The 18,763-nt window shown below is 37.9% G+C and carries 16 protein-coding genes and 1 pseudogene; all 17 read left to right on the forward strand.

What is annotated here, in order from left to right:
* Positions 1–22: 22 nt before the first annotated feature.
* Positions 23–1,450 carry a lysine--tRNA ligase gene (gene lysS, locus NC818_02480; GenBank protein ID MCM8783632.1) on the forward strand — a complete coding sequence of 476 codons (1,428 nt, stop codon included), beginning with the start codon at positions 23–25 and terminating at the stop codon, positions 1,448–1,450.
* Between the two features lies 1 nt (position 1,451).
* Positions 1,452–2,633 (forward strand): lipoprotein-releasing ABC transporter permease subunit, encoded by a 1,182-nt coding sequence (locus NC818_02485; GenBank protein ID MCM8783633.1) that lies wholly within the window; start codon positions 1,452–1,454, stop codon positions 2,631–2,633.
* Positions 2,634–2,662: 29 nt separating this feature from the next.
* Positions 2,663–3,361: an ABC transporter ATP-binding protein gene (locus tag NC818_02490; GenBank protein MCM8783634.1), complete on the forward strand. Its 699-nt coding sequence runs from the start codon at positions 2,663–2,665 to the stop codon at positions 3,359–3,361.
* A 16-nt stretch (positions 3,362–3,377) separates the two neighbouring features.
* Positions 3,378–4,256, forward strand: coding sequence for a branched-chain-amino-acid transaminase (ilvE, locus tag NC818_02495; protein ID MCM8783635.1), 879 nt, complete (start codon positions 3,378–3,380; stop codon positions 4,254–4,256).
* A gap of 55 nt (positions 4,257–4,311) precedes the next feature.
* Entirely contained in the window at positions 4,312–4,821 is a 510-nt protein-coding gene (locus NC818_02500; protein ID MCM8783636.1) for a UvrB/UvrC motif-containing protein, read from the forward strand.
* A gap of 23 nt (positions 4,822–4,844) precedes the next feature.
* Positions 4,845–5,897, forward strand: coding sequence for a protein arginine kinase (locus tag NC818_02505; protein MCM8783637.1), 1,053 nt, complete (start codon positions 4,845–4,847; stop codon positions 5,895–5,897).
* A 94-nt stretch (positions 5,898–5,991) separates the two neighbouring features.
* Positions 5,992–8,442, forward strand: coding sequence for an ATP-dependent Clp protease ATP-binding subunit (locus tag NC818_02510; protein MCM8783638.1), 2,451 nt, complete (start codon positions 5,992–5,994; stop codon positions 8,440–8,442).
* 33 nt (positions 8,443–8,475) lie between these two features.
* Positions 8,476–10,092 (forward strand): hypothetical protein, encoded by a 1,617-nt coding sequence (locus NC818_02515; protein ID MCM8783639.1) that lies wholly within the window; start codon positions 8,476–8,478, stop codon positions 10,090–10,092.
* Positions 10,093–10,107: 15 nt separating this feature from the next.
* A complete protein-coding gene (locus NC818_02520; GenBank protein ID MCM8783640.1) occupies positions 10,108–10,881 on the forward strand; it encodes an ABC transporter permease in 774 nt (257 codons plus the stop codon).
* A 13-nt stretch (positions 10,882–10,894) separates the two neighbouring features.
* Positions 10,895–11,656 (forward strand): ABC transporter ATP-binding protein, encoded by a 762-nt coding sequence (locus tag NC818_02525; protein MCM8783641.1) that lies wholly within the window; start codon positions 10,895–10,897, stop codon positions 11,654–11,656.
* A 13-nt stretch (positions 11,657–11,669) separates the two neighbouring features.
* Positions 11,670–12,389, forward strand: coding sequence for an MlaD family protein (locus tag NC818_02530; protein ID MCM8783642.1), 720 nt, complete (start codon positions 11,670–11,672; stop codon positions 12,387–12,389).
* Between the two features lie 13 nt (positions 12,390–12,402).
* Positions 12,403–13,758, forward strand: a complete 1,356-nt coding sequence (gene radA / locus NC818_02535; protein MCM8783643.1) for a DNA repair protein RadA — start codon at positions 12,403–12,405, stop codon at positions 13,756–13,758.
* A 212-nt stretch (positions 13,759–13,970) separates the two neighbouring features.
* Positions 13,971–14,768: pseudogene (locus NC818_02540) on the forward strand (PIN domain-containing protein).
* 393 nt (positions 14,769–15,161) lie between these two features.
* The gene (ispD, locus tag NC818_02545) at positions 15,162–15,875 is read left to right on the forward strand and encodes a 2-C-methyl-D-erythritol 4-phosphate cytidylyltransferase (protein ID MCM8783644.1); all 714 of its coding nucleotides are present in this window, start codon (positions 15,162–15,164) and stop codon (positions 15,873–15,875) included.
* A gap of 100 nt (positions 15,876–15,975) precedes the next feature.
* Positions 15,976–16,446, forward strand: coding sequence for a 2-C-methyl-D-erythritol 2,4-cyclodiphosphate synthase (ispF, locus tag NC818_02550; GenBank protein MCM8783645.1), 471 nt, complete (start codon positions 15,976–15,978; stop codon positions 16,444–16,446).
* A gap of 91 nt (positions 16,447–16,537) precedes the next feature.
* Positions 16,538–17,260 carry a serine O-acetyltransferase gene (cysE, locus tag NC818_02555; protein MCM8783646.1) on the forward strand — a complete coding sequence of 241 codons (723 nt, stop codon included), beginning with the start codon at positions 16,538–16,540 and terminating at the stop codon, positions 17,258–17,260.
* Positions 17,261–17,322: 62 nt separating this feature from the next.
* Positions 17,323–18,762 carry a cysteine--tRNA ligase gene (cysS, locus tag NC818_02560; protein ID MCM8783647.1) on the forward strand — a complete coding sequence of 480 codons (1,440 nt, stop codon included), beginning with the start codon at positions 17,323–17,325 and terminating at the stop codon, positions 18,760–18,762.
* Position 18,763: the final 1 nt, after the last annotated feature.

Below are 18,763 nucleotides of genomic sequence, written 5' to 3' on the forward strand. Positions count from 1 at the left end.
CTTTTGTTATAATTTCCTCAATATGGAAGAGATTAATGAAATAATCAAAGTGAGGCTTAAAAAATTGGAGGAAATCCGTAATCAGGGGATTTATCCCTACGGAGAAAAATTTATTTATCAACCCATAGGGGAGATAAGAGCAGATTTTTGTGAGCAGAAAGAAGTGAAAATTGCAGGAAGAATTATGGCAATTCGTGCGCATGGCAAGGCAAGTTTTTTGGACATTCAAGACTCTACAGGGAAACTACAACTCTATTTTAAAGATGACCTTCTTGAAGAGTCCAAGGCAAAGCTGTTTAATAAGTTAGATATAGGAGACATTATCGGTGTAGAGGGAAAACTTTTCAGGACACGTACTCAGGAAGAAACTGTTCAAGTAAAAGATTTTAAACTTTTAGCCAAATCTTTAAGACCCCTTCCTGAAAAATGGCATGGCTTGAAAGATGTAGAACTGAGATATCGCCAACGCTATTTAGACATTATTGCTAATGCGGAAGTAAAAGAAATATTTATCCTGCGTACAAAAATTATCAAGAAGATTAGAGAATTTCTGGATAATCGCGGGTTTTTAGAGGTGGAAACTCCTATGCTCCATCCAATACCCGGAGGAGCGGTGGGCACTCCTTTGAAAACATCTTTAGATGTGTATGGCAAAGAACTTTTCTTAAGGGTCGCTCCGGAGTTATATTTGAAAAGATTATTGGTTGCGGGGTTTGATAGAATCTATGAATTAAACCGCAGTTTTCGCAACGAAGGAGTATCCACAAGGCATAACCCTGAGTTTACCATGTTGGAAGTTTATCAAGCGTATGGGGACTGTTCAGAGATGATGCGTTTGATTGAAGATTTAATTGTTTATCTTGCTAAAGAGGTTTTAGGAAAGACCAAAATACTTTACCAAGACAAGGAAATAGATTTAAGTCCCCCTTGGCGGAAGATTTCTTTTTCGGAAATGATGAAGGAAAAATTCGGAATAACTCCCGACCAACCACCAGAGGTCTGGGCAGATAGATTGGGGCTGCGGATGGATAGAGGTAAATTAAGTCGTTCTCAGATCGTCAACTTTATTAGTGAACAATTGGAGCCAACAGAGGAAAATCAACCTCTTTTTATTATTGACCTTTATTCAGCTTTTTGCCCTTGGGCAAAAACAAAGCCCGATAATCCTTATTTAAGCGATAGATTTGAGTTGTTTATTGGAGGTTTAGAGATTGCTAATGCCTATTCTGAGTTAAATGACCCTCTTGAACAAAGGAAAAGATTTGAAGAGTTGGTGAAGGAAAACCGTACAGAGAAAATTGATGAAGATTTTCTGTTAGCCTTAGAACATGGTATGCCACCCGCGGGAGGTTTAGGGATAGGAATAGACCGCTTAATTATGTTATTTTCCGGCCGTGCATCAATCAGGGAAGTGATTTTATTCCCCCAGTTAAAACCCGAGCAGGATTGATATGCGTTTTGAATTTTGGATTGCTTGGCGTTATTTTTTGAGTAAACGTCGTACGCGTTTTATCTCCTTAGTAAGTATTATCTCTGTCTTAGGGGTTACCGTTGGTGTAGCGGCGCTCATTGTTGTTCTGGCAGTAATGAGTGGTTTTGACTCCGAACTTAAAGAAAAAATTGTAGGGGTTAATCCCCATATTATCATCGAAAAAGATTATGGAATTTCTCATTTCCATTCGCTTATAGAACAGATAAATACACTTCCGGGAGTAAGAGGGGTAGCTCCTTTTATCAATGGTCAGGCAATGCTTATCCATCGTCAAAATGTTTTTGGTTTGATAGTAAGAGGGATAGAACCAGGATTGGAATTGAAAGTTACTCGTCTTGATAAATATCTTAAGGAGGGAAATTTTGAGATAAAAAAAGGGGAAATTATTATTGGTAATGTTTTAGCAGAGAAACTGGCGTTACAGTTAGGGGATAATTTACAGTTAATCTCTCCTTTTGACGGACAATATTATTCTTTTAAGATTTCGGGTATTTTTCACTCAGGAATGTATGAATATGATGCGAATCTGAGTTTAATAAATTTAAAAGATGCCCAGGAAATCTTTGGGCTCGAAGGGTTTGTTTCCGGATTGGGATTAAGTATCGATAAAGTAGATTCAGCAATGTATATTCGTAGAACTATCAGTGAAAAAATCGGGCCAAGTTACTTTGTGCTTACTTGGATGGACTTAAACAGAAATCTTTTTTCTGCACTGAAGCTGGAGAAAACAGTAATGTTTATTATCCTTACTTTAATTGTAATTGTGGCAGCATTTAATATTGCCTCCACTCTCATCATGTTGGTGATGGAGAAAACAAAAGATATAGGAATTCTTAAGGCAATTGGCATACCCACCTCTTCTATAAAATTAATCTTCAGTTATGAGGGGATGATTATTGGAATTTTAGGAACTGTTTTAGGATTAGTAAGTGGATGCGGTTTATGTTATCTTTTAGAAAATTATCAATTTATTAAACTTCCGCCAGATATCTATTATATAGACCGCATACCAGTGAGAATGGAGAGGTTGGATTTGTTTTTGGTGACCTTTTTTGCCCTACTTATCAGTTACATTGCTACCATTCACCCTGCGAGACAAGCCTCGCGACTTGAACCCATTGAGGCATTGCGGTATGAATAAAATTAAAATATCAAAAATCAAAATGTAAAATGGTAGAGGTTAAAAAAGTACACAAAATTTATACCAGTGAGGGTAAACCTTTGGAGGTTTTAAAAGGAATAGACCTTAAAATAGAAAAGGAAGATTTTGTAGCTATTGTCGGACCATCAGGCGCGGGTAAATCCACACTGTTACATCTCATCGGGGGCTTAGACCTGCCTACAAAAGGAGATGTTTACTTTGAGGGTTTAAATTTATATAATATAAGCGAAGAGGAAAGAGCGAAGATAAGGAATAAAAAAATTGGATTTGTTTTTCAATTTTATCATCTTCTTCCGGAATTTAATGTCTTAGAGAATGTCTATATTGCCGGTATGGTGTATGATAGTTTTCATAAGAGAAGAAGATACAGAGAGAAAGCTGAAGAGATACTTACTATGCTTGGGCTTGAGGAGAGATTTAATCATAAACCCAGCGAGTTATCGGGAGGAGAGCAACAGCGCGTGGCAATTGCTCGTGCCTTAATTAATGAACCCCTTCTTCTCCTATGTGATGAACCTACAGGAAATCTCGATTCCCAAATGGGAGAGCTGGTGCTTGGCTATTTGATGGAAATAAATAAGGAGAAAGGACAGACTGTTGTTTTAGTAACACATTCACAAGAGATAGCAGAAAAAGCAAAAAGGATTATCTATATAAAAGATGGAGAGATAACTGGCGAGAGCTTAAAAAAGGAGATTGTTTTTTAATAAAGAAGGAGAGGAAATGGGTATGAAAATCTATCTCAATGGGAAAATGTTAGATAAGGAAGAGGCAAAAATTTCTATTTTCGACCACGGTCTTTTATATGGTGATGGAGTATTTGAGGGTATTCGTTCCTATAATGGTTTGGTTTTTAAATTAAAGGAACATATTGACAGACTCTATGAATCAGCACATACCATAATGTTGAATATTCCTTTAAGCAAAGAAGAAATGATTAAGGCGGTGGTAGATACGTTAAAGATAAACCGTTTGAGAGATGCGTATATAAGAGTGGTCGTAACACGAGGAGAAGGGGATCTGGGATTAGACCCGCGCAAATGTAAAAAACCAAATATTTTTATTATTACCGATAAAATTGTGCTCTATCCCGAAAGATATTACCAAGAGGGTTTAGAGATAATCACTGTGCCTACACAGAGGAATATTCCTGAGGCACTAAATCCCCAGATTAAATCTTTGAACTATCTCAATAATATTCTTGCTAAGATTGAAGCTATTAATTGCGGCGTAGAGGAAGCGATTATGCTCAATTTCTTGGGATATGTAGCGGAATGCACTGGGGACAATATTTTTATAATAAAAGATAAAATTCTCATCACCCCTCCTCCTTATGTAGGGATACTTAAGGGAATTACCCGCAATACGGTAATGGATATAGCAATTAAAGAGGGATTAGAGGTAAAAGAGACTATACTTACACGACATGAACTCTACAATGCGGATGAATGTTTTCTCACGGGAACAGCTGCAGAAATTATTCCCGTAGTAAAAATTGATTTTCGGATTATCGGAAAGGGTAAGCCTGGGGAAATTACCTCAAAGTTAATGCGTGAATTCAAGAAATTGACGAGAACCGAAGGGATAAGGTATAAAATTTAAATTTTTGATTTTTGTGCTTTAATTTCTATATTTGTGACGACCGAAGGGAGGAATAATGTTATGTGACATTTGTGGGAAGAAACAGGCAACCGTCCATGTAACGGAAATTATTAACAATCAGATAACCGAGATGCATATTTGTGAGGATTGTGCACGAGAGAAGTCTATTCAGATGGAACAACAGTTTGGGGTTTCGGACCTTCTCGCCGGCATAGCAGACCTAGGAACTACTTTAGGAGAAAAAGCAAAGGAGGAGTTAAAACTTAAGTGTGATAATTGTGGAATGACTTATGAGGATTTTAAAAAGATTGGTCGGCTGGGCTGTAGCGAGTGTTACGCATCTTTTCGCAAGAATCTCGTCCCCCTTCTAAAACGCATCCATGGTTCTACGCAACATTTAGGAAAAGTGCCTCCTAAGATGGTTAAAGAGGTAAAACGGAAATCAGAACTTGATGTCTTGAAAGAAAAATTACAGGAATCCATTCAGAAAGAGGAGTTTGAGGAGGCAGCAAGATTAAGAGATAAGATAAGAGAGTTAGAGAAGAAAAATCAAAAGAAGACTTAACATTTCGTCAAAAGGGAGAATATATGGTCTTAGATGATTTATTGGTGCGTTTGGGAGAGTGGCTTAAAGGAGAAGGTTTAAATTCGGATATTGTGATGTCAAGTCGTGTGCGTCTTGCACGCAATGTGGATAAAATACCATTTACTCATTGGGCAAGCAAGAAAGAAAAAGAAGATATTTTGGAGATAATTAAGAATGTTTTGAAAGAGAGCGAGTTTCTAAAAGACGGCATTTTTCTTTTGCTGAAAGAAATTGATGAAATAGACCGAATTTTTCTTTTAGAAAGGCATCTTGTCTCCCATGAGTTTATTCAAAAACCCAATTCTAAAGCAGTGGCAGTCAGTACAAATGAAATGGTTAGTGGGATGATTAATGAAGAAGACCATCTCCGCCTTCAAGTGATGCAGTCGGGATTTAATATTTCTGGTGCGTTTGAGATTGCGCGGAAGTTAGATGAGTTTCTTTCTGAGAAGATAAAATTTGCTTTTTCTTCTGAGTGGGGTTATCTTACCGCCTGCCCGACTAATGTAGGAACAGGTTTGCGTGCTTCGGTTATGCTGCATCTGCCTGTACTTGTATTCACTAAACAGATAAACAAAGTTCTACAGGCAATTACCCGTCTTGGACTTACCGCGCGAGGTTTTTATGGTGAAGGGACGGAAGCAACAGGTAACTTTTTCCAGATATCTAACCAGGTGACTTTAGGACAGAAAGAAGAGGATATCGTTGATAATTTAGAGAAGATTATTAAACAGGTTGTGGAATATGAACAAAATGCCCGTCAGATGATTATGACCCAGGAAAAAGAAAGGATTACCGACCGCATCTGGCGTGCTTACGGAGTACTTAAGAATGCCTATATTATCTCTAGCAACGAAACGATAGAACTTCTCTCTCACGTAAGACTGGGTGTAGATTTGGGGATTATTAAAGATATTACTCGTCGACAATTGAACGAACTTTTTATTTTTATTCAGCCCGCCCATCTTCAGAAACTGGAAGGGAAAAAACTTACTCCTCAACAACGCGATGTAAAAAGGGCACAGTTAATTCGTAATAAACTGGGAGTGATTTAGAAAGTTTTCCCTACCCCCAAAGAGGTTTTTATTTGAAATTAGCTTTTTTGTGTGTTATTATATCTCTATAAAATAAAAAACAGGAGGATAAATTATGTTTAATCGATTTACCGAGAGAGCGAGGAAGGTAGTATTGTTGGCAAAGGAAGAAGCGCGGCGTTTTAACCACGATTATATTGGTACCGAGCACATCCTTTTGGGGCTAATTCGTGAAGGAGAGGGCGTGGCGGCAGCAGTATTGCAAAATTTGGGTTTGAATTTGGAAGGTATTCGGTTAGAGGTGGAGAAGATTGTTCAACCTGGCCCCAGCACCGTGGTTTCTGGAGACATTCCGTTTACACCGAAGGCAAAAAAGGTTATTGAGTTGGCCATGGAAGAGGCGCGTTCCTTGGGTCATAACTATATCGGAACAGAGCATCTACTTTTAGGTTTGATTCGTGAAGGAGAAGGGGTGGCAGCCCAGGTATTAGTTAATTTAGGATTAGACCTTACTAAGGTAAGAAGAGCGGTGATGGAACTTTTGGGAGCGGGTAGTTCTGGAAGTTCAATGTATGGGACTCCCGCTGGGCAGAAGACAAAAACCCCTGCCCTTGATGCTTTTGGCAGAGACCTTACTCAGTTGGCACGGGAGAATAAACTTGATCCGGTAATTGGAAGGAAAGAAGAGATTGAACGCGTAATGCAGATTTTGAGCCGAAGGACCAAAAATAATCCTGTTCTCTTAGGCGAAGCAGGCGTGGGTAAAACTGCAATTGTGGAAGGAGTGGCGCAGAAAATTGTACGGGGAGATTTACCGGAAGTAGTACGCGATAAACGTGTAATTACCTTAGACTTAGCCCTTATGGTAGCAGGGACAAAATACCGTGGACAATTTGAAGAGCGGATTAAAGCGGTGATGGATGAAATAAAACGCTCCGAAAATGTTATTCTTTTTATAGATGAATTGCACACCTTGGTAGGGGCGGGCGGTGCGGAGGGAGCAATTGATGCTTCCAATATTTTAAAACCTGCTTTAGCAAGGGGAGAATTACAGTGTATTGGTGCTACGACCTTAGATGAATATCGTAAATACATCGAGAAAGATGCAGCCTTAGAACGTCGGTTTCAAACAATTATGGTAGACCCGCCTACGGTTGAAGAGACTATAGAAATCCTCAAAGGATTGCGTGACAAATATGAGGCTCACCATCGGGTAAAGATTACTGATGAAGCAATTGTTGCCTCGTCCCGTCTATCCGACCGCTATATCTCAGGAAGATTTCTTCCCGATAAGGCAATTGACTTAATTGACGAGGCTGGTTCGCGTGCAAGACTTTCGGTACTTACCCCCCCGTCTGAAATGAAAGAGTTAGAACAAAGGATAGAACAGCTTACTAAGGAAAAGGAGGCGGCAATAAAAGGGCAAGATTTTGAAAAGGCAGCCCATGTACGGGACCAAGAGAGGCTTGCGCGTCAAGAACTTGAACAACTCAAACGGGAATGGGAAAAAAAGAAAAACGAAATTCAACCTCAGGTTACAGAAGAAGATATTGCTCAGATTGTTTCCAAATGGACAGGGATTCCTTTGATTAGATTAGAGCAGAAAGAATCAGAGAAACTTCTCCATGTAGAAGAGGAGATTCATCGGCGAGTAATTGGACAGGAAGAAGCAATTTCTGCCATTGCTCGCGCAGTCCGTCGTTCTCGCGCAGGGCTTAAAGACCTGCGTCGACCCATTGGTTCCTTCATCTTTCTTGGCCCTACAGGCGTGGGAAAGACTCTTTTGGGTAAGGCTTTGGCAGAGTTTATGTTTGGTGATGAAGATGCTTTGGTTCAATTGGATATGTCGGAATATATGGAAAAATTTAATGTTTCACGTCTCGTAGGTGCTCCTCCGGGCTATGTGGGATATGAGGAGGGAGGTCAGCTTACCGAGAAAATAAGGAGAAGACCATATTCAGTTATACTTCTTGATGAGATAGAAAAGGCGCATCCTGATGTTTTTAATATTCTCCTTCAGGTATTAGATGAAGGGCGTCTTACAGACAGTTTTGGTAGAAGAGTTGATTTCAGAAATACTATCCTTATTATGACTTCGAATATTGGTGCTGAATTTTGGAAGAAGCAGGCTAATCTGGGATTCCGCAGTGAAAAAGAGGAAATAAATTACGATACGATAAAGATGAGGCTTTTGGATGAAGTTAAAAGAACATTTAAGCCCGAGTTTATCAATCGTATAGACGATATTATTGTTTTTCGTCCCCTTACGCGAGAAGATTTACAGAAGATTGTGGAATTGGAGATTAGTGAGGTTCGCAGAAGGCTGGGAGAACAAGGTTATTTTATAGAATTGACTCCAGAGGCAAAAGAATTTCTGATTGATAAAGGTTTCGACCCGGTTTTAGGTGCTCGCCCCTTAAGGAGGACAATTCAGCGGTATGTTGAAGACCCTCTTGCTGAAGAAATAATTGCCGGTAAATTTAAAGTAGGAGATACGATAAGAATTGTATCCCATGAGCAGAGACTTGAATTTGAGACTGCGAAAGAAAAACAAGTTTTGAGTTAGTTTTTACATTGAAGGGCTAGATTATTTATTATAATGCGCAGTCGCATACAGAGAAAAAAGAATATTTTTTTAATATTTTTTTTACTAATCATTGGATTATCTTTGTTTATTTATGCAGAGCGTGGGCAATTATTGAACGAAATTAAAGCCTCGATCGAGAAAGAACTCAGTAGACAATTATCCGTTTCTTTAAAAATAGGAGATTTCAAACATTGGTGGGCGAGGAATTTAAATTTCGGTGACGTTCAGATAACAGATAGCAAAGACTCGTTTTTTATATCCGCCAAAGATGTTTATTTCAATTTTTCTCTGTGGGATATTTTTTTAAGAAGGAAAAGTGAATCAAAAGATATAGGTTTTTTTGTTAAAGATGCAGCTTTTTTTGTAAAAGGAATAAAGATACCTCTCCGCATTATTTCACTAAGCGCAGTTTTGAGTAGTGGGTATTTAGAGATTAAGGAATCGAAAGGAATTCTGGCAGAATTTTTCCCTTTTGAATTGAAGGCAATTCTGGGTAGCTTTGCCCAAAGAAATCCCAAGATAGACTTAAAGTGCCATTTTGAAAGGGATCCTTCCAGTAGATTTCTTTCTTCTTTTATCCCAACGTTTATTTATATGAGTGGAGATAGTGAAAAGATTCTTATAGAAGGGTTTAATGACTTAGAAAAACCGGTCTTTCATCTTAGCGGAGAATTTCTTCCCTTGGTCGGCAGATTTAGTTTGATATTTGAAAAATATCAAGACAATAAAAATTTTCCTCTGCGGATTGAGGGCGATTTTAAAGAAAAAAAGAAATCCATAAAAATAATTTTTAATCACTTTCCCTTAATGGATAATAATGAATTGATTTCCAATATTTTTATTGAGGGTGAATATGATTCTCAAGAGAAAATCTTGGAAGGAAAAGTTTATAGTTCAGGGACACTTTTCAATTTTTTGCCTTTACCCGAATTTGAAGGAAGTTACAGATTAAAGGATGGCATGTTAAATATAGATAGTTTTAAATGGGCAGATTCTTTATGGCTTGAGGGGGATATAAGATTTTTGGATTTTGTTTCGGGAAACCTCCGCGTTTTGCTCAGGAATCTTAACCTTCTTTATTTTGCTTATTTCTATTATCCTAACTGGAATGCCTGGGGAGGAATTTCTGGGGGGATTGATTTGCAAATAAGGGAAGGCAATGTATTTACTAAAGGAAGTTTTGATTTTACAGAAGGGGAATTTGGGCCATTTAAATTTAAAGGAGGGAAAATTAAATTTGAGGGTGAGAATAGCGTTTTCAGATTAACCGATACGCGGATTTATCAAGAAAAAGGATATTTTGACCTTGGTGGCGAGATAGATTTGAAGAAATTAGGGAAATACGATTTTGTAAGAAATATTGTACTCATACCCTATCAGGAAGGGATGGAATGGCAAGGTTGGCGTGTTTCACAAAAGGACTATACTGATTCCATTATTGCAGACAAAGGTATAGATGAAAAATTTAGCATCCAGTTTCGTTCTTATATGAAAGATAATCAGGGGATAACAAAGGAAAAAAGCGATGAATTTGGTTTAGAATATAAACTTAAGGAAGATAGAAGTTTGAAACTGCGGTTAAAAGAAAATGAGGAGATTTTTGGCTTTGAGCGAAAAGTTAGATTCTAAAGATAAAAGATAAAAATGCTTAGATATCTAGGGGAAAAATTTCTTTCTCTGACAAGTTACTTAGGGAGCATCGGGGTTTTGTGCACCCAGACATTGCTTTTATCTTTCGTCCCCCCATTCCGGCGCAAGAGTGTGTTTGAGCAGATGGCTAAAATAGGAGTGGAGAGTTTATCTCTTGTCTCTCTTACTTCTCTCTTTACGGGTATGGTTCTTGCTTTGCAAAGTGCTTACCAGATGCAGAAACTGGGAGCAGAGGTTTATATTTCCTCGCTGGTAGCGCTTTCGATTACTCGGGAGTTGGGTCCGGTTTTAACTGCTCTGGTGGTTGCCGGGAGAATGGGGGCAGCAATTACTGCTGAACTGGGGACAATGAAGGTAACCGAACAGATTGACGCCCTGGAAACTTTGGCTACCAACCCTATTAAATATCTTGTAGTTCCGCGGTTCCTTGCACTTATCACCATGTTGCCTCTTCTTACTGTTTACGCAGATTTTATTGGCATGCTGGGAGGTTTTATGATTGGAGTGGGTAAATTAGGGATTGGGCAAAATTTATATATAAGAATGACTTTTAATACCTTGACCTTTAAAGATGTTTTTACAGGACTAATAAAGGCTTTTTTCTTTGCAGTTATTATTGCTATTATTTCCTGTAGAGAGGGTATGGATACCGAGGGAGGGGCGGAGGGAGTAGGACGTGCTACTACGCGTGCGGTAGTTTTTTCTTTTATTTTGATTATTGCTGCTGACTGTTTGTTTACCGCTTTATTCTATTTTATGTACCGATGATTCTATAACCTAGATGATAGAAATAATTAACTTGTGTAAATCTTTTGATGGCAAGGTAATTTTAGATAACCTCAATTTACGCATAAAAACGGGGGAGACTATTGTAATTATTGGCCGTAGCGGATGTGGTAAATCTGTTTTACTTAAGTTAATCATTGGTCTTTTAAAACCTGATAAAGGAGAGATAATTATTGATGGCGATGACATTACCCGTCTTAGAGGTAAGGAATTGGATAGAAGGCGTATGAAGTTTGGAATGCTTTTTCAGAGCGCCGCTCTCTTTGATTCCCTAACTGTAAGAGAAAACGTAGGGTTCTTTCTTTACGAACACGGATATGCTGATAAGGATAAGATAGAAGAGAGAATAAGAGAATGTCTTAGGCTCGTTGGGCTTCCGGGAACGGAGGAGCTTTATCCAGCACAGTTAAGCGGAGGTATGAAGAAAAGAGTTGCTTTAGCCAGGGCGATATGTATGCATCCGGAGATAATTCTTTATGATGAGCCTACCACAGGTTTAGACCCCATTACTGCCGATGCAATAAATTCTCTTATTGTTGACCTTCACGATAAGTTAAGAGTAACGGCGGTTGCAGTAACTCACGATATGAAGAGTGCGTTTAGAATTGGGGATAGAATTGCCATGCTTTATAAAGGTAAAATTATTACCACAGGCACTCCTGAAGAGATCAATAATACAGAGGATCCTTTGGTAAAGCAATTTATTTTGGGAGAGGCAAAGGGAGTGATGGAAATAGAGGAGGAAGGGGGGATATAAGTTGAAGAGGAAGATGTTTGAGTTAAAGGTGGGGATATTTGTTTTAATCGGGTTAATAATTTTGACAATTATTGTACTTTCGATAAGTGATTTTAAGGCGGCAGTAGGAGGATATTATTTAAAGGTAATTTTTAATTTTGCCAATGGGATTGATATAGGAGCACCTGTGAGGTTAGCGGGAGTTAAGATTGGAGAGGTAAAAGATTTACAAATTGTTTATGCTCCGGATAATGAATTACCACATGTGGAGTTACTTACTTGGATAGATAAAAAGTTTGTTATTTATGATGATTCCACTCCTTATATAAACACCCTCGGCCTTTTGGGAGAAAAATATTTAGAGATTATTCCCGGCGTAAATAAAGAAGGTATTTTAAAACCAGGGGATGTTATTTATGGGAAAGATTCGGTTTCCATGGGGCAGATTGCGGAACTGGGTTATAGAATTGCTTCCAAGTTAGAAGATTCTATAAACTCGGTAAACACTATTTTGAATGATTCTGAGTTTAAGGTTGCTTTTAAAGAGGTAATTTTAAAAGCACAGAGATTAACTGAAGATTTGGATAAATTGAGTCTCTCCTTACAGGAGATAGTTGATAAAATTAATCAGGGACGGGGAACGGTGGGAAAATTAATTAGTGAAGAAGGTTTGTACAACGAGATTGAAGGCTTTGTGAAGGATTTGAAACAACACCCCTGGAAATTGCTTTATCGACCAAAAGTAAGGAAGTAGAAGTAAAGGACCTATGGCTAAGAATAAAACTATATTCACCTGTCAGAATTGCGGATATCGTTCTTTACGCTGGTTGGGGAGATGTCCTGATTGTGAAGAGTGGAATTCTTTTGTAGAAGAAGCAGTTGATTCCTTTGTTTCAGAAGAGCGAGAAAAATCAGAACTACCCCGTCTTCTCGCAGAGATTAATATTCAGGAAGAAGAAAGAGTTTCTACTGGAATAGAAGAATTTGATCGGCTTTTGGGAGGAGGGATTGTTCGGGGTTCAGTAATTCTGGTAGGGGGAAATCCCGGGGTGGGTAAATCTACTATCCTTCTTCAAGTTTCCCATAGTTTGAGCATGAGGGGAAATACAGTTTTTTATGTTAGTGGGGAAGAGTCCTTGAACCAGACAAAGATACGTGCAGAGAGGTTGGGTTTAGTGGGAGATAAACTTTTTATAGTTAATGAGAATGATGTAGATTTTATAATTGAGGATATTAAAAAAATAAATCCTGGGGTTGTAATTATTGACTCAATACAGATACTCTATAAAAAGGAATTCTCGTCCAGCACGGGCACAGTGACTCAAGTACGTGAATGTGCTCAACTACTCACCTCATTAGCTAAAGAGAAGGGAATTTCGATGTTTCTGATTGGGCATGTAACCAAGGAAGGAGTTTTGGCTGGGCCTAAGGTCTTGGAACATCTGGTGGACACAGTTTTATATTTCGAAGGTGAGGATTTCAGTCAAAGGAGAATATTACGGGCGGTAAAGAATCGGTTTGGTTCGACTAATGAGATAGCAATCTTTGAAATGTCTGCTAAAGGTTTGATGGAGGTGAGGAATCCTTCAGAGATGTTTTTAGGTGAACGTGGAGAAAATATTCCTGGCTCTTTAATCGTTCCTGTTATGGAAGGATTGCGCCCATTATTGGTAGAAATACAGGCATTGGTGGTTTCTTCTCTTCCCGGGATTGCTCGTAGGCGCTGTATTGGTTTAGATTTTAATCGTATACCATTACTGATTGCAGTAATGGAGAAAAGGTTGGGTTTACATCTTGGTGGTCAAGATATTTTTGTCAATGTGGTAGGAGGAATAAAAGTAATGGAACCAGCAGTAGATTTAGGGGTGATTTTGGGGATTGTTTCCAGTTTCCGTAATTTAGCGGTTTCTAAGGACACAGTGGTTTTGGGAGAAGTGGGGTTAGGTGGAGAGGTGAGGTCGGTAAGTTTTGCGGAACTGCGGATTCAGGAGGCACAGAAACTGGGTTTTAAGAAGGCGATTTTACCTAAAGGTAACCTTTCTTCCATAAAAGATCTTAAAAAAGATTTTGAGATTAGAGGAGTGAAAAATATTGAAGAAGCAGTAGACTTGGTTTTAGGATAAATTTATTTAAATGGAGGAATAAAATGGCTATTGTTTTTTTGAGATTTTTTTTTATTATTTGCTCTTCTTTTACAGGGTATTATCTTGGCAAATGGGGATGGTTTAGTCAGCCTTTATTTGGGTTTTTTGTTGGGCTTTTAATCTCTACTTTGGTTGTAGTACTAGAGATATTTATGCGCAGGGTCTCTCTACGTGATTTTTTTGCCATAATCTTCGGCCTTATTCTGGGGTTGGTTACTGCAAAACTTTTGGTTTGGATATTAGAACTTTTTCCTCTTGAACCAAAAATTCTCTCTTCTTTACGCCTTATCTTTACTTTCGTTTTTTCTTACTTGGGGATAGTGATTGCTTTGAAAGGTAAAGAGGAGTTTAGTCTTTTGATTCCTTATGTGAAACTTTCTCCTCAGAGTCGGAAAGAGGAGATTATAATTCTTGATACCAGTGTAATTATTGATGGAAGAATTGCCGATATTTTTCAGACCCGCTTTATAGAAGGCAAAGTGGTCATTCCCCGTTTTGTGTTAAAGGAACTTCAGCAAATTGCTGATTCTCAAGACCATCTGCGCAGGACGCGGGGAAGAAGGGGTTTGGATATTCTTAATCGGATAAAAAAAATTCCGCGTATCGAAGTAAGGATTCATGAGGAAGATTATCTGGATATTCCCGAAGTAGATGCCAAATTGGTTAAATTGGCAAAGAGTATTGAGGCAAGAATTCTTACAAACGATTATAATCTGAATAAAATTGCCGAACTTCAAGGAGTGACAGTTCTAAATATAAACGACCTTGCCAACGCTTTAAAACCGGTGGTTCTTCCTGGGGAAACGATGGTTGTGAAATTGGTAAAGGAAGGCAAGGAGCATAATCAGGCAGTAGCTTATCTCGACGATGGAACGATGATTGTGGTAGAAGAAGCTCGCCATCTTTTGGGTAAAACGGTGGACATCACAGTTACTTCTGTTCTCCAAACTTCTGCAGGAAGAATGATATTTGGTAAAGTGGGTAGATAACAATTTATGCTAACCAGAAGACAGCGCAGCTTTCTCCGTTTCTGGATTAGCACAATAATAATTAGCAAAGGGATATTGTTTTTATTGAATAGGTATCTTATTCTTCTCTACGCTATAATTTTTTTTCTTTTCTTTTTAGGTTTTTCCCTGCGAATTCTTAATCTTTATCCTGGGGAAAAAACCATTAATTTTAGATGGTCTGGCGGTTTTGATAGGGATACTTTTTGTTTTTCTTGCCGGAGTTTTCGCTTCTACAAAGTTAAGATTTCTTTTGATTACTCTTTCCTTTCTTATAGTTCTTCCGCATCTGGCTTATATCGTCAAGAATAAAGATATCTAAATAAAGTTTATTTGTTGAATATCTTCCTTCCTTGTGCTAAAATTTTCTCTAAAATGAGAATTTCTGCTATTATCCCTTCAGCAGGAAGAGGTAAGCGCTTGAGGGAAAATAAAGATAAAGTTTTTGTTACCCTGGATAACAAACCCATTATTTATTATACACTTAAGAGTTTAGAAGAAATAGAAGAGATAGGAGAAATTATTTTGGTGGTCAGTGGGCGGTCGTTCATGTATGCAAAGGATGAATTTCTAAAAAAAATTAGATTTACAAAGGTTAAAAAGGTTGTAAAAGGAGGACCTACACGCACCGATTCTGTATGGAATGGACTTAAAGAAATAGACAAAACAGCAGATTTAATTTTAGTCCATGATGGGGCAAGGCCTTTTATTAATAAGATTTTACTTAAAAAGGTAATAGAGGCAGGAGCAAGGTTTGGAGCGGCGGTATTAGGAGTTCCCATTAACGCGACGATAAAAAAGGTTAAAAGCGGTTCAGTCGTAGAGACAGTTTCTCGGGAATATATTTGGGAAACTCAGACACCGCAGGTGTTTAGAAAAGATTTGATTGTATCTTGTTATCAACAGGCAATTAATGAGGGATTTAAGCCTACTGATGATGCTCAAGTTTTAGAACATTATGGGAAAAAGGTTAAGATAGTGGAAGGCAGCATTTTAAATATAAAGATTACTACCCCCGAGGATTTATTTCTGGCAAAGGCAATTTTAAAATATCAAGTAGCAAAGAAAACGTTTAAGTCAATTCGTTAAGTTTGTTATGTTCTTTTGAATCACTTTGTGTCCTTTTACTAAATTAGCCGGGCTAATAAAATTTTCAAACTTAACGAATAAAAATTTTGGTTTTTTAGCCATGAGAGTTGGTTTAGGTTATGACATTCATCGCTTAGTAAAAGGGAGAAAACTTTTTCTGGGAGGGGTAGAGATTCCTTATGAGAAAGGTCTTTTAGGGTACTCCGATGGAGATGTAATCCTACATGCCCTTTCGGACGCACTCCTCGGAGCAATAGGAAAAGGCGATATTGGAGAACATTTTCCTAATAATGATCCAAAATATAAAGACATTGCGAGCAGAGAAATTCTTAATTTTGTTTTTAAATTGGTTTTAGCTAAGAGATTTATAATCAGGAACTTAGATATTACCTTAATTGCGGAGCATCCAGAGATTTCTAAGTATAAAGAGAAGATGAAAAAAAATATTGGTGGAATTCTTAGAATTTCTAGGGATAATATTAATATTAAAGCCACGACTCATGAAGGGATTGGTTCTATTGGTAAGGGCGAGGCAATGGCAGCATGGGCAGTGGTATTGTTAGATAAATAATATTTTTACAAGTCAAGATTTTATATAAGAGGCGAAGAAATTTCCGAAAGCGAAGCAGATTGATGAAAAAAATAATGAAGGAGTGATTTATATGTGGAATATAATTCTGTTAGTTCTTGCAATTTTTGCGATAATTATTGTTTTAATTTCCATTATCTTCCGTCCAGAAATAAAGGCTGCTTCAGAGCGTGACCCGGCAGCAAAATCGGCTTTGGAAATAATCTTAAATTATCCTAGTCTTCACGCCCTCATTTTTTATCGCATCTCCCATCTTTTCTGGAATCTGAAGATTCCCTTGATTCCGCGTTGTATTTCGCAGTTTGCCCGTAATGTTACAGGAATCGAGATTCATCCCGGAGCAAAGATTGGCAAAGGGTTTTTTATCGATCACGGTATGGGGGTGGTCATTGGAGAAACTACGGTTATTGGAGACAACGTTACTTTATATCAAGGAGTTACTTTAGGGGGAACGGGCAAAGAAAAAGGTAAACGGCATCCTACAATTGGGAATAATGTAGTTATTGGAGCAGGGGCGAAGGTTTTGGGAAATATTGTTATTGGCGATAACGTTCAGATTGGAGCAAACGCCGTCGTGATAAAGGATGTTCCTTCCAATTGTACAGTAGTAGGGGTTCCGGGGAGAGTTGTAAAGCATGAAGGTGTTCCTGTGCCTACGATTAGTTTAGACCATACTAATCTTCCTGATCCCCTGGCGCAAGCGGTTGAACGTTTACAGAGCGAGATTGAATTGATTGAGAAACAGTTGAAAGAATGGAGGACTAAAAAAAGTAGTGATAAAGATGATAAATCATAGATTATAAATCCCCTACTTCTAAACAGATTGATTCTTAGTATTTATGGTTTTGGGTAAATGGGATGGGAATAAGGATTTTTAATACATTAACTGGCAAAAAAGAAATTTTTAGACCTATAAATAAGGGTAAGGTGAGGATCTATGTTTGTGGTCCTACAGTTTATGATGAACCGCACATTGGACATCTACGTTCTGCCTACATTTTTGAAGTAATCAGACGATATTTGATTTTCAGAGGATATAAGGTTAAATTTGTAAAAAATATTACCGATGTTGATGATAAGATAATTGAAAAGGCAAAAGAAGAAATTAAATCACTATCTACTAATCCTCAGCCCCCAGTAGATTTAAAGAGTAAAGTTAGGGAAGTAGCAGAAAGGTATCTCAAGAAATATCACGAAGCGATGGAAGTTTTTGGTATAACTCCTCCAGATGTAGAGCCGAAAGTAACCGAACATATTCCCGAGATATTAAAAATTATAGAAGGGCTAATTAAGAAAGGTTTTGCTTATGAAAAAGAAGGTGATGTGTATTTCCGAGTAAAAAGGTTTTCTCGTTATGGTAAGTTGTCAAATCAGAGCACGGAAGAATTAATTACTGGTGCACGTGTTGAACCAGACGATAAAAAAGAAGACCCTCTGGATTTTGCTCTCTGGAAGAAAGCTAAAGAAGATGAACCAAGCTGGCAGACTCCGTGGGGAGAAGGTCGTCCTGGATGGCATATAGAATGTTCTGCAATGAGTATGCGATATTTAGGGAAGAATTTTGATGTGCATGGAGGAGGTAAAGATTTAATCTTTCCTCACCATGAAAATGAAATTGCTCAAGCCGAAGTTTATACCCGGAAAAGATTTGCCAACTACTGGATTCATAATGGTCTATTGACTATAAATGGCGAAAAAATGGCGAAGTCTCTGGGAAACTTTATCTCTGCAGATGAGATTTTCAAAAGGTATCATCCCGAGGTTTTGAAACTTTTTTTTCTCTCTGCGCATTACAGCCATCCCATAGATTTTAGTGATAAGAAAATGGATGAGGCAAAAAGGGCACGAGAGAGATTTTATATATTACTTAGGAAAATAGATGAAAGCATACCATTTAACGCTCACCAGTCACCAGTTAAGAAAAAAAAGTCAGCGACTGCTGTTGATAGGTTTCGGAAAGAATTTGTATCCGCGATGGATGATGATTTTAATACTTGCCGTGCGTTAGCAGTTCTTTTTGAAATGGTAAATTTTGCTAATAAAAGTCTCGATAAAAAAAGTATTCTTATAGAGGTAAAGAGATTACTTTTAGATTTAGGCAAAATATTTGGTTTGTTTGAGAGACAAGAGAGAGAGGAGGTATTAGAGAGTTTAATGAAATTGATTATTTATATCAGACAGGCTCTGCGCGAAAGAAAGGATTATACTTTAGCGGATAAAATAAGAAAGGATTTAAAAGAAATAGGGATAATTTTGGAAGACGATGCGAAAAATACAAGCTGGCGTTTCGAAGCGTAAT

Source organism: Candidatus Omnitrophota bacterium (assembly GCA_023819145.1).
GTDB lineage: Bacteria > Omnitrophota > Gorgyraeia > DTHP01 > DTHP01 > JBFWKV01.

Bases quoted from the DNA above. Each gene is read 5' to 3' on its own strand.
- radA (MCM8783643.1), top strand. From the start codon at position 12,403: ATGGCTAAGAATAAAACTATATTCACCTGTCAGAATTGCGGATATCGT.
- cysS (MCM8783647.1), top strand. From the start codon at position 17,323: ATGGGAATAAGGATTTTTAATACATTAACTGGCAAAAAAGAAATTTTT.
- ispD (MCM8783644.1), top strand. From the start codon at position 15,162: ATGAGAATTTCTGCTATTATCCCTTCAGCAGGAAGAGGTAAGCGCTTG.
- NC818_02520 (MCM8783640.1), top strand. From the start codon at position 10,108: ATGCTTAGATATCTAGGGGAAAAATTTCTTTCTCTGACAAGTTACTTA.
- NC818_02500 (MCM8783636.1), top strand. From the start codon at position 4,312: ATGTTATGTGACATTTGTGGGAAGAAACAGGCAACCGTCCATGTAACG.
- ispF (MCM8783645.1), top strand. From the start codon at position 15,976: ATGAGAGTTGGTTTAGGTTATGACATTCATCGCTTAGTAAAAGGGAGA.
- NC818_02515 (MCM8783639.1), top strand. From the start codon at position 8,476: ATGCGCAGTCGCATACAGAGAAAAAAGAATATTTTTTTAATATTTTTT.
- NC818_02525 (MCM8783641.1), top strand. From the start codon at position 10,895: ATGATAGAAATAATTAACTTGTGTAAATCTTTTGATGGCAAGGTAATT.
- cysE (MCM8783646.1), top strand. From the start codon at position 16,538: ATGTGGAATATAATTCTGTTAGTTCTTGCAATTTTTGCGATAATTATT.
- NC818_02530 (MCM8783642.1), top strand. From the start codon at position 11,670: ATGTTTGAGTTAAAGGTGGGGATATTTGTTTTAATCGGGTTAATAATT.
- NC818_02485 (MCM8783633.1), top strand. From the start codon at position 1,452: ATGCGTTTTGAATTTTGGATTGCTTGGCGTTATTTTTTGAGTAAACGT.
- lysS (MCM8783632.1), top strand. From the start codon at position 23: ATGGAAGAGATTAATGAAATAATCAAAGTGAGGCTTAAAAAATTGGAG.
- NC818_02490 (MCM8783634.1), top strand. From the start codon at position 2,663: ATGGTAGAGGTTAAAAAAGTACACAAAATTTATACCAGTGAGGGTAAA.
- NC818_02510 (MCM8783638.1), top strand. From the start codon at position 5,992: ATGTTTAATCGATTTACCGAGAGAGCGAGGAAGGTAGTATTGTTGGCA.
- ilvE (MCM8783635.1), top strand. From the start codon at position 3,378: ATGGGTATGAAAATCTATCTCAATGGGAAAATGTTAGATAAGGAAGAG.
- NC818_02505 (MCM8783637.1), top strand. From the start codon at position 4,845: ATGGTCTTAGATGATTTATTGGTGCGTTTGGGAGAGTGGCTTAAAGGA.